Origin of the sequence: Novosphingobium sp. (genome assembly GCF_031424035.1) — a bacterium.
In the GTDB taxonomy this organism is placed as follows: domain Bacteria; phylum Pseudomonadota; class Alphaproteobacteria; order Sphingomonadales; family Sphingomonadaceae; genus Novosphingobium.
Map to the genome: position 1 here is coordinate 1 of NZ_JANPGP010000018.1, position 9,226 is coordinate 9,226.

General features: G+C 63.7%; 14 protein-coding genes. 12 read left to right on the forward strand and 2 right to left on the reverse strand.

Annotated elements, in window-relative coordinates:
- Window positions 1-88 precede the first annotated feature (88 nt).
- From RMO89_RS02270 to RMO89_RS02290, 5 genes are read left to right on the forward strand one after another with little or no spacing between them, the layout of a single operon-like run.
- Entirely contained in the window at window positions 89-910 is an 822-nt protein-coding gene (locus RMO89_RS02270; protein WP_310530972.1) for a cytochrome c oxidase subunit 3, read from the forward strand.
- A complete protein-coding gene (locus tag RMO89_RS02275) occupies window positions 910-1,320 on the forward strand; it encodes a DUF983 domain-containing protein (protein ID WP_310530973.1) in 411 nt (136 codons plus the stop codon). The genes RMO89_RS02270 and RMO89_RS02275 overlap by 1 nt, the downstream gene beginning before the upstream one ends.
- Window positions 1,317-1,934: an SURF1 family cytochrome oxidase biogenesis protein gene (locus tag RMO89_RS02280; RefSeq protein WP_310530974.1), complete on the forward strand. Its 618-nt coding sequence runs from the start codon at window positions 1,317-1,319 to the stop codon at window positions 1,932-1,934. The genes RMO89_RS02275 and RMO89_RS02280 overlap by 4 nt, the downstream gene beginning before the upstream one ends.
- Window positions 1,935-1,945: 11 nt before the next feature.
- The gene (gene thrC, locus RMO89_RS02285; protein ID WP_310530975.1) at window positions 1,946-3,346 is read left to right on the forward strand and encodes a threonine synthase; all 1,401 of its coding nucleotides are present in this window, start codon (window positions 1,946-1,948) and stop codon (window positions 3,344-3,346) included.
- The gene (locus tag RMO89_RS02290) at window positions 3,346-4,233 is read left to right on the forward strand and encodes a class I SAM-dependent methyltransferase (protein ID WP_310530976.1); all 888 of its coding nucleotides are present in this window, start codon (window positions 3,346-3,348) and stop codon (window positions 4,231-4,233) included. The genes thrC and RMO89_RS02290 overlap by 1 nt, the downstream gene beginning before the upstream one ends.
- Here the strand turns inward: RMO89_RS02290 and RMO89_RS02295 are convergent.
- Window positions 4,230-4,961: a methyltransferase gene (locus RMO89_RS02295; RefSeq protein WP_310530977.1), complete on the reverse strand. Its 732-nt coding sequence runs from the start codon at window positions 4,959-4,961 to the stop codon at window positions 4,230-4,232. The genes RMO89_RS02290 and RMO89_RS02295 overlap by 4 nt on opposite strands.
- Before the next feature lie 132 nt (window positions 4,962-5,093).
- Between RMO89_RS02295 and RMO89_RS02300 the strand changes: the two genes are divergently transcribed.
- The 6 genes from RMO89_RS02300 (at window position 5,094) to RMO89_RS02325 (ending at window position 8,016) form a co-directional block, all read left to right on the forward strand.
- Window positions 5,094-5,465, forward strand: a complete 372-nt coding sequence (locus RMO89_RS02300; protein WP_310530978.1) for a dihydroneopterin aldolase — start codon at window positions 5,094-5,096, stop codon at window positions 5,463-5,465.
- A gap of 2 nt (window positions 5,466-5,467) precedes the next feature.
- Window positions 5,468-5,800 carry a Rossmann fold domain-containing protein gene (locus tag RMO89_RS02305; protein WP_310530979.1) on the forward strand — a complete coding sequence of 111 codons (333 nt, stop codon included), beginning with the start codon at window positions 5,468-5,470 and terminating at the stop codon, window positions 5,798-5,800.
- The gene (gene moaA / locus RMO89_RS02310) at window positions 5,797-6,801 is read left to right on the forward strand and encodes a GTP 3',8-cyclase MoaA (protein WP_310530980.1); all 1,005 of its coding nucleotides are present in this window, start codon (window positions 5,797-5,799) and stop codon (window positions 6,799-6,801) included. Before RMO89_RS02305 ends, moaA begins: the two co-directional genes overlap by 4 nt.
- 11 nt (window positions 6,802-6,812) lie before the next feature.
- Window positions 6,813-7,055 carry a MoaD/ThiS family protein gene (locus tag RMO89_RS02315; protein ID WP_310530982.1) on the forward strand — a complete coding sequence of 81 codons (243 nt, stop codon included), beginning with the start codon at window positions 6,813-6,815 and terminating at the stop codon, window positions 7,053-7,055.
- A 2-nt stretch (window positions 7,056-7,057) separates the two neighbouring features.
- Entirely contained in the window at window positions 7,058-7,504 is a 447-nt protein-coding gene (locus RMO89_RS02320; RefSeq protein WP_310530984.1) for a molybdenum cofactor biosynthesis protein MoaE, read from the forward strand.
- 92 nt (window positions 7,505-7,596) lie between these two features.
- Complete coding sequence (locus RMO89_RS02325) at window positions 7,597-8,016, forward strand: hypothetical protein (protein WP_310530985.1); 420 nt, start codon at window positions 7,597-7,599, stop codon at window positions 8,014-8,016.
- 22 nt (window positions 8,017-8,038) lie between these two features.
- Here the strand turns inward: RMO89_RS02325 and RMO89_RS02330 are convergent, their stop codons facing one another.
- Window positions 8,039-8,569 carry a hypothetical protein gene (locus RMO89_RS02330; RefSeq protein ID WP_310530986.1) on the reverse strand — a complete coding sequence of 177 codons (531 nt, stop codon included), beginning with the start codon at window positions 8,567-8,569 and terminating at the stop codon, window positions 8,039-8,041.
- Window positions 8,570-8,767: 198 nt separating this feature from the next.
- On the opposite strand from RMO89_RS02330, the gene rplU reads away from it, so the two are divergent.
- Complete coding sequence (gene rplU, locus RMO89_RS02335) at window positions 8,768-9,175, forward strand: 50S ribosomal protein L21 (protein WP_310530987.1); 408 nt, start codon at window positions 8,768-8,770, stop codon at window positions 9,173-9,175.
- The last annotated feature ends 51 nt before the right edge of the window (window positions 9,176-9,226 follow it).

Genomic DNA, 9,226 nt, shown 5'->3' on the forward strand with positions numbered 1-9,226 from the left:
CCGCGCCGACAGGGCGCGATAAGGGGCCGGAAATTCGAATTTGGCGGGCACGCCCGCCGCTTGCTGCAACAGGGACTTGAGGACCATCATGGCCGGCGCAAAGAACCACGATTTTCACATTCTTCCGCCCGATATCGTGCCGCTGGCAACGACAATCGGCGCGCTGACCTTTACCAGCGGCATGGTGCTGTTCATGCACAAGCTGCCCGGTGGCCACTTTGTGCCCTGGCTCGGCCTTGCCATTCTTCTGGCATCGATGTTCCAGTGGTTCACCAAGATCGTCAACGAGGCTCACGCCGGCGATCACAAGCCTGTCGTGCAGCTGCACCAGCGCTATGGCATGATCCTGTTCATTGCTTCCGAAGTGATGTTCTTCGTCGGTTGGTTCTGGGCGTTCTTCGACTTTTCGCTGTTCCCCAGCACGCTGACCGACGTGGTTGGCGGCCAGTGGCCGCCCAAGGCGATCGAAGCCGTGCTCGATCCGTTCGACCTGCCGCTGCTGAACACGCTGATCCTGCTGTGCTCGGGCTGCACGCTTACCTGGTCGCACCACTCGCTGATCCACGGTGACCGCGATGGCATGAAGAAGGGCCTGTGGCTCACCATCATTCTCGGCCTGCTGTTCACCTCGATCCAGGCTTACGAATATGCCCACGCACCCTTCGCCTTTGGCACGAACACCTATGGTTCGGCCTTCTACATGGCGACCGGTTTCCACGGCTTCCACGTGATCGTCGGCACGATCATGCTGATCGTCTGCCAGGTCCGCGCTTACAAGGGCCACTTCACCCCGCGCCAGCACTTCGGCTTTGAAGCCGCTGCCTGGTACTGGCACTTCGTTGATGTGGTGTGGCTGTTCCTGTTCGTCGCCATCTACGTATGGGGTGGCTGGGGTTACCCGGTCCATTGATGACCGACACCGGTACCGAGACAAAGGGGCAGCCCGGCACTCATTCCAGAAATGAGGCCGAAGCTGCCCTTTTCGGTTTGTGTCCGCGCTGCGGGCTCCGCACGCTATTTGGCGGACTGACAAACTTTGCCGAGACCTGCCGAAACTGCGGGTTGAACTTTGCCAGCTTCAATGTTGGTGATGGACCAGCGGCCTTCCTCACGCTGATCATCGGCGCGGTGATCGTTGCGCTGGCGCTGTGGCTCGATGCCGCTGTGCGTCCGCCGCTGTGGGTCCATGCGATCCTGTGGTTGCCGCTCACCGCTGGCGCAGTGATCATGGGCCTGCGCGGCGCCAAGGCCTGGCTGCTCGGTGCCGAATACCGGCGCAAGGCCGTGGAAGCCCAAGGCAAGGATGTGAAGGGCGAATGATCCGCCGTCTGCCTGTGATCCCGACTGTTGTCGTTCTCATAGCCGTAGCCATCATGATCCGGCTCGGCTTCTGGCAGCTTGATCGACTGGGCCAGAAGGAATCGCAGATGCTGCATTACGAGGCAGCGCAAAACCTGCCTATCGCGCCGCTCGGCGTGATGCCGGGTGATGACACATTCCTGTTCCGGCGAGCGGCGCTGTTCTGCAAACGTGTCGAATCTTACCGCGACATCGCCGGAAGAAGCTCAAAGGGCGAATCGGGATGGGCGCGCGTCGCCCATTGCGTGACCGGCGGAGATGTTGTCGCGCCCACGATTGGCGATGCTATGCAAGGCGCCGACATTACCCTCGGTTGGTCGCGCGATCTTGTTCCGGTCAAGTGGGAAGGCGGACAGGTCCTCGGTGTGATCGTTCCGGGCGCGAACCATGTGCCGAGGCTCGTCGCCGATCCGCCGCTTGCTGGCCTGCAGGCTAGTGCCCGGCCTGATCCCAAGGACGTGCCCAATAACCACCTCGCCTATGCCGTGCAGTGGTTCCTCTTCGCCGGCATTGCCCTGGTCATCTATCTACTGGCGGTCAGGAAGCGGCTTGCCGCGAGGGACGAGCGCGGCTAACCGCCCCGTTCATGGACTACATCTCCACACGAGGGCGCGCACCGGCGCTCGATTTTGCCGGCGCTACGCTCGCTGGTCTGGCATCCGATGGCGGGCTATATGTGCCGCGCGAATGGCCGCGCTTCTCGACCGATGAGATCGCCGCGATGGCTGGGCTGCCCTATGCCCAGCTCGCAGCCAAAGTCATGGGGCCCTTCGTTGCTGGCAGCCTGACTGAAGAGCGCCTGCTGGAACTGACGACTGAGGCCTATGGCCGGTTCGCGCACAAGGCGGTGACGCCGCTGGTACAGCTTGATGAACAGAACTGGCTGCTCGAACTGTTTCACGGCCCGACGCTGGCGTTCAAGGATGTTGCGCTGCAACTGCTCGGCCTGCTGTTCGAGGAATTCCTCGGCCGCACTGGCCAGAACCTGACAATCGTCGGCGCGACCTCAGGCGATACCGGTTCGGCCGCGATTGACGCTGTTGCCGGGCGTGACCGCATCGACATCTTTATGCTCCACCCTCACGGCCGCGTTTCGGATGTCCAGCGCCGACAGATGACCACGGTGCTGGCGCCCAACGTCCACAACATCGCCATCGATGGTTCGTTCGACGATGCCCAGGCGATGGTGAAGCGGATGTTCAACGATTCCGCCATGACCGACCGTTTCGCTATCGGCGCGGTCAACTCGATCAACTGGGCGCGGCTGATGGCACAGGTGGTCTATTACTTCGCCGCTGGTCTTCAGCTGGGCGCACCACACCGCAAGATCGCCTTCTCGGTGCCCACCGGCAATTTCGGTGACGTCTTCGCTGGCTATGTCGCGGCGCAGATGGGCCTGCCGATCGAGCGGCTGATCGTCGCCACCAACGTCAACGACATCCTCCACCGCGCGCTGACCAATGGCGATTACAGCCAGGGCGAAGTGACGCCTACCGCCGCGCCGTCGATGGACATCCAGGTATCGTCGAACTTCGAACGCCTGCTCTTCGATCTTGGCGGACGTGATGGCTTGGCGTTGGCCGAGCAGATGGCCGGCTTCGAAGCGACCAAGGCGATGCAACTGACCAATGCCCAACGCGAAGGCGCCGCAGTGCTGATCTCCAGCTCGCGCACCGATGCTGCGGAAATGTCGGCGGCGATCCGCTGGGGCTGGGAGAACTGCGGGCAGTTGATCGATCCGCACACCGCTTGCGGCATCCACGCCGCGCGCACCGCTGGCATTGATCCCGCCGTCCCGGTCGTCACGCTGGCGACTGCGCACCCGGCGAAGTTCCGCGAGGCTGTCGAGCGCGCCACCGGCCACCGGCCAAGCATGCCTAGCCGCGTCGGTGACTTGTTCGAGCGCGAAGAACGCTGCACCGAACTGCCCGGCGATTACGATGGCATTGCCGAATATGTCGCCACCCACGCGGTTCCGAAGGGCTGATGGCTGAGCTCAAGACCGCTCCGCTGATCCTCGCTGGCGAGGGCTGGGCGGACTATGGCCTCGTCGATTCGGGGCATGGCCGCAAGCTTGAGCGCTACGGAGAACACCGGTTCATCCGGCCCGAACCGCAAGCAATGTGGACCCCGCTCCTCGATGACTGGCAGGCGCATGGTGAGTTCATTCCCGCCTCCGACGAGGACGGCGGTGGGCGCTGGCACTTCGACGCGCCGGTCCCGCGCGAAGGCTGGCCGCTCTCACGCGGCGATGTGAAATTCACTGCCAGTTGCACGCCGTTTCGCCACCTCGGTTTCTTCCCCGACATGGCCCCGGTGTGGGACTGGATGGGTGAGCAACTCGCCGGGCGCAGCGATGCCCAAACGATGAACCTGTTCGGCTATACCGGCGTCGGCACACTGTCGCTCAGCCAGTACGGCCCGGTCACGCATGTCGATGCCTCGAAGAAGTCGGTGGCCTCCGCGCGCGAGAATGCCGCGCTGTCGGGCATGGAATCCCGCCCGGTGCGCTGGATCATCGATGACGCGGCAAAGTTTACGGCGCGCGAAGTGCGGCGCGGGCGGCGTTATGACGGCATCATCCTCGATCCGCCAAAATTCGGACGCGGACCCGAAGGCGAGGTCTGGCGGCTGGAAAACGACCTGCCCGGACTGGTATCTGATTGCCGCGCACTGCTCGATGGCGACAGCAGGTTCCTGTTCCTCACCGTCTATGCGGTGCGCATGTCATCGCTGGCGCTGGCGGGGTTGCTCGCCGAACACTTCGCCGAACTGCCCGGCGTTATCGAACACGGTGATCTTGCGGTTCAGGAAGACGGGGAGGGCAGCAGGCTATTGCCCACCGCCATCTTCGCCCGCTGGCGTCAGGATTAGCGCTTCACCTTCTTGAATTTCAGCAGGAACTGGTTGGTCTTGCCGCGCTCCGAATCGCGCAGCGGCTTGTTGAGATCGTCTGCGGCGTGGCGCAGCAGATCGCTCTTGCCGACGAGCCTGAACCCGGCCGCCTCGACCTCGCGGATCACCGCTGCCGATTCGATGCGGTGGTGCGTCTGGGTAACGCTGGAGCCTGCGCCAGGCGCGGCCTCGTGATCGTTGACGAGGTAAATTCCGCCCACTTTCAAGACCACCCAAGCGGCTGCATTGAACTTTGCCGCAGCATCAGTTTCGCCGACCTTGTTGTTCTTGAAGTCGTGGTAATTCATTGTCGTCCACACGACATCAACTGGCACCGGGGCAAGCGAATCGTCGGGCAGGCCGACGCGCTGTGTGACATTGGCGTGGTTCTTTGCCCAAGCCTCCACAGCCGCCGAAGGACGCCCCGCGAAAGTGTAGACGTGGCCCGTGGGCCCGACGGCGGCAGAAAGCAGCCGAGTGTAGTAACCGCCGCCCGGTGCGAGTTCGGCAACCTTGGTGCCCGCCTTAATCCCGGCAAAGGCCATAACCTCTGCCGGCTTGCGATCGGCATCGCGTGCCTTGTCTGCATCGGGGCGCTCGCTGCTGCCGAGCAGGACCGCGAAGTTGGTGGCCAAGGCTGGGGTAAGCGCGGCAAAGCCCACCGAAGTCACGCCTGCTACAAGTGCCAGTGCAATACGCTTGTTCATCGGTCCGCTCCCATTGGTCTCACGCTACGAGGCTAGCAGCAGGCTCTCTGCGGGCCAAATGCGCATTTGTATCGATTCGTCGCCAACTGCGGAGGGTGGACAGCGTCCCTTCGCCAAGCCATAGCGCGCGCCATGGCCGACAGCCTGATCCTTGAAGTGGCAAACCTCGAGCATGATGTCCTCACCGGCATCTATTCGGAGGAGACCGGCCGCCCCCAGCCGCTGCGCATTACTGTGCAGGTGCAGCTGAAAGTGCCGCCCCGGTTCGATCCGGACACGCCGCTGACCGCCAGCAAGAACTACATGGATCTGAAATTCGCTGCGACCGAGGCCTTGCCGCCCGGCGTGCACTTCAAGCTGATCGAATCGGTGGCCGATCACATCTGCGACACGCTGTTCGTCCAGGATGACCGGGTTGAGGCGGTGACGGTGAAGATCGTCAAGCTCGCCATCAGCGAGGCCGGCGAGGAAATCGGCATGACGCTTACGAGGATCCGGCGCTGAACATGCTGGTGCGGGTCGGAGTCTTGCCGGACGATGCGCTGGACGCCGCGAGTGCTTTTCATTTTGATGTTCTGCCCCGCCTTCGAGCCATGCCCGATGCGGCGATAGTGTGCGTTTTCCCCCCTTCCGGCCATGGTCATGCCGATTGGCGGCGGGCTGCGATCCAGTCGCTCGCCCGCGAAATTGCACCGCGCCGAATCAACGGCATTGCGGGCGACGACGAAGCCGCGATTGCTGCTGCCGAAGCCTATCTGACGACAGCCGATGGGGTCACCGGGCAATACCTTCCTCTGGATGGCGAAGGCGCGGGCAAGGTGATACACTCCGCCTCGTGACCGTAACCCGCCCCCTCCTTGACCAGTTCGCGCGCCGCATTTCTTACTTGCGCTTGTCGGTGACTGACCGCTGTGACCTGCGCTGCGCCTATTGCATGCCCGAGCGGATGACTTTCCTGCCCAAGGCCGACGTGCTTAGCCTGGAAGAGCTGCATCGCATGGCGCTGGGCTTCATCGATCGCGGCATTACCAAGATCCGGCTGACCGGTGGCGAACCGCTGGTGCGGCGCGACATGTTCGAGCTGGTTCGCGCGCTGGGCCGCAAGCTTGGGGACGGGCTGGAAGAGCTGACACTCACCACCAATGGCACCCAGCTGACCACCCATGCCGAGGCGCTGGCCGAAGCGGGCGTGCGCCGCATCAACGTCTCGCTCGATACGCTGGGTCGCGCTGGTTTCGCCAAGCTGGCCCGCCGGGATATGCTGCCGCAGGTGCTGGAAGGCATCGACGCCGCGCTGGCTGCGGGTCTCAAGGTGAAGCTCAATACCGTCGCGCTCAAGGGCATCAACGAGGAGGAAATTCCCTCGCTGATGGCATGGGCGCACGGCAAGGGCCTCGACCTGACCCTGATCGAGGTCATGCCGCTGGGCGAGGTCGAGGAAGACCGTATCGACCATTACCTGCCGCTGTCCGCCGTGCGGGATCGGCTCGATTCCGAATTCACCCTGACCCCCAGCGATCACCGAACGGGCGGACCGGCGCGCTATTTTGATGTTGCTGAAACCGGCGGACGTCTTGGCCTGATCACGCCGCTGACCAGCAACTTCTGCGAAGGCTGCAACCGCATCCGCGTGACTGCGACCGGCCAGCTCTATCCCTGCCTTGGCGGCGGCGAGATGGTCGACCTGCGTGGGGCGCTGCGCTCGGCTGACCCCGAAGTGGCCATGTCCGAGGCGCTCGACACGGCGATGCGGATCAAGCCTGAACGCCACCATTTCGAGATCGACCGCAGGGGCGCCGCACCGGCTCTGCCGCGCCACATGTCGATGACCGGGGGCTGAGGCTCCGGGCGATGATCAAGCTCGTGTTTCTCGGACGGCTGGCGGACCTTGCCGGTGGCGGCGAGATCGACATTACGATTGCCGGGCCGACCCGGCTCGAAGACCTGCTGCTGTGCCTGCCCGGACCGCTGGCCGAACCGCTTGCCGATCTGCGCGTCAAGCTCGCGCTCAATGGCCGTCTGGTACCGCGCGAATCGCTGGTCGTCGATGCCGGGGACGAGCTCGCGTTCCTGCCGCCCGTCAGTGGAGGCTGAGGGTGGCTGCCGACGTCCGCCTGCTCTTGGTACCTTTCGATCCGGCCCGCGAAGCTGCCGCCTTCACCGCGCGCCATCCAGAGGCCGGGGGCGTGGTCAGCTTCCTGGGTCAGGTCCGCGCTGGCGGCGGCTGCGAGGCGCTTGAACTGTCGCATTTCGAACCCCTGACGCTCCCTGGAATGCAGGACCTCGCTGCTAGTGCGCTGAATCGGTGGCAACTCGATGGCATGCTGATCATCCACCGGGCGGGTGTCATGCTGCCCGGCGAACCGATCGTGCTCGTCGCTGCCGCCGCGCGGCATCGCCGAGACGCCTTTGCCGCTGCCGATTTCGCCATGGATCACCTCAAGAGCGAATCGTGGTTTTGGAAGCGCGAGAAAACGGGCGGGCAGTGGCACTGGATCGAACCGCGCGAAGAGGACCGGCAGGACCTGTCCCGCTGGGGATGAAAATGCAGCTGATGCCGCGCCTTTGACTTCGGTCAAGGAAGCCCGATTCGCAGGGCCCTATCCGCACTCCTGAATCAAGGAGTGTTTCCGCCATGTCCCAACAGATTTCCCATGCCGACCTCGCTTCGATGGCACAGGTCAGCGATGCTCCCATCCAGACCCGGGTGAACCGCACGTTCGAACTGCCGCCAGCGCTCTATATCGGTACGCTGATCGGCTATTTCGGATTTCTGACGATCATGACGGTCTGTTTCATGAACCCCGAGCTGGCGCTGCCCATGGCGGTCTTCTCGTTCTCGATCATCGCCGGCTTCGGGCTTGGCTTCAAATGGGTCGCGATGAACCCCGAGAATGCGGCCAAGACGCTGTCGTGGGGCCAGTTCGCCAATCGCGGCGTGCAGACCCTCTCGGGCCGCCTCACTGCCTTTGAAGCGAGCGCACAAGTGCTGACCCTGCCGATCCTGATCGTGTTCTGGGGCCTGTGCATCGCCGTGATCATGGCGACGCTCTGACAAGTCAGGGCTGGCGCGCGAATCAGGCGCGCATCCGGCCCCGCAATTCGGCCAGGACCGCATCCTCATCGGCGACCCATGCGGTCACCTGGTCGCGGGCGGCGGCGATGGAAACCCCATCGCCGCCGTCTACTTTTTCCCGCGCATAAAGCGAATCGAGCTCGGCCAGCGAGATCATGACTTCGCTGCGGCGCGATTCGAGCTCGGCCAGCGCCACAGTGGCTACCACCCAGGCCTCGCTGGATACGGCTGCGCCTCGGGCCGCGGATGACAGGCGGTCTGCCTTGCCCTTGCCGGCCGTAAACACCGCGTGGGCCGCGCGGGCACGTTCCACCAGCTGGCCAAGGCGTGCCTGCATTTCCGGGCTCAGTGGCGCGGGCGCCTGTGCTACGGGTGGCGGCGTGGCCGGCTGGGCCGTCCCGGAGATCCGTTCCGCCGGGCGCTTGGCCAGCGAAGGGTATCCCGGAGCGCTGGCGCAGGCGGAAAGGATCAGGCATGTGCCCAGTGCGACGATCTGCGCGGCGGCCAGTCTTGGGCGGAATTGGCTGTTCATATGCAGGCCATACCGCGCAGTGGCAGCAAGCGAAAGTCCCGCTTCCGGCGTTGACAGCCCGGGGAGGTTGCACTAGGGGCGCTGCTTCTTGCGGACACCCCTGCGCGTTCAGGGGGATTCGGCGCGCCGGATGCGAAGGCTTCATGTGGAGCCTGGGCAACGGGGTGGAAAAGACAAACAGAATTGGATGTAGGTAACATGTTCGCAGTCGTGCGCACGGGCGGCAAGCAGTATCGAGTTGCTGCCGGAGACAAGATCGCGGTGGAAAAGCTGGCTGGTGAAGCCGGTGAGACCATCACGCTGGGCGATGTCCTGCTGGCCGGTGACGGCGGCGAGGTGAAGGATGCCAAGGGCGTCGTCGTCTCGGCCGAGATCATTGCGCAGGCAAAGAGCGAAAAGGTGATCGTTTTCAAGAAGCGTCGCCGCCACAATTATCGCCGCAAGAACGGCCATCGCCAGCAGTTGACGCTTCTGCGTATCACTGCCGTCGGTGCCGAGCAGAAGAAGGCCGCTCCCAAGAAGGAAGCTGCTGAAACTCCTGCCGCCGATGCGCCCGCCAAGAAGGCACCGGCCAAGAAGGCCGCCGCTGCCTCGGCTGCTGAATAAGATTCCGGAGTAGTATTCCATGGCACATAAAAAAGCAGGCGGTTCATCGCG

What these genes read in the sequence shown, in the direction of transcription:
- RMO89_RS02270 (WP_310530972.1), top strand. Translation starts at nt 89, where the DNA reads ATGGCCGGCGCAAAGAACCACGATTTTCACATTCTTCCGCCCGATATC.
- RMO89_RS02275 (WP_310530973.1), top strand. Translation starts at nt 910, where the DNA reads ATGACCGACACCGGTACCGAGACAAAGGGGCAGCCCGGCACTCATTCC.
- RMO89_RS02280 (WP_310530974.1), top strand. Translation starts at nt 1,317, where the DNA reads ATGATCCGCCGTCTGCCTGTGATCCCGACTGTTGTCGTTCTCATAGCC.
- thrC (WP_310530975.1), top strand. Translation starts at nt 1,946, where the DNA reads ATGGACTACATCTCCACACGAGGGCGCGCACCGGCGCTCGATTTTGCC.
- RMO89_RS02290 (WP_310530976.1), top strand. Translation starts at nt 3,346, where the DNA reads ATGGCTGAGCTCAAGACCGCTCCGCTGATCCTCGCTGGCGAGGGCTGG.
- RMO89_RS02295 (WP_310530977.1), bottom strand. Translation starts at nt 4,961, where the DNA reads ATGAACAAGCGTATTGCACTGGCACTTGTAGCAGGCGTGACTTCGGTG.
- RMO89_RS02300 (WP_310530978.1), top strand. Translation starts at nt 5,094, where the DNA reads ATGGCCGACAGCCTGATCCTTGAAGTGGCAAACCTCGAGCATGATGTC.
- RMO89_RS02305 (WP_310530979.1), top strand. Translation starts at nt 5,468, where the DNA reads ATGCTGGTGCGGGTCGGAGTCTTGCCGGACGATGCGCTGGACGCCGCG.
- RMO89_RS02315 (WP_310530982.1), top strand. Translation starts at nt 6,813, where the DNA reads ATGATCAAGCTCGTGTTTCTCGGACGGCTGGCGGACCTTGCCGGTGGC.
- RMO89_RS02325 (WP_310530985.1), top strand. Translation starts at nt 7,597, where the DNA reads ATGTCCCAACAGATTTCCCATGCCGACCTCGCTTCGATGGCACAGGTC.
- RMO89_RS02330 (WP_310530986.1), bottom strand. Translation starts at nt 8,569, where the DNA reads ATGAACAGCCAATTCCGCCCAAGACTGGCCGCCGCGCAGATCGTCGCA.
- rplU (WP_310530987.1), top strand. Translation starts at nt 8,768, where the DNA reads ATGTTCGCAGTCGTGCGCACGGGCGGCAAGCAGTATCGAGTTGCTGCC.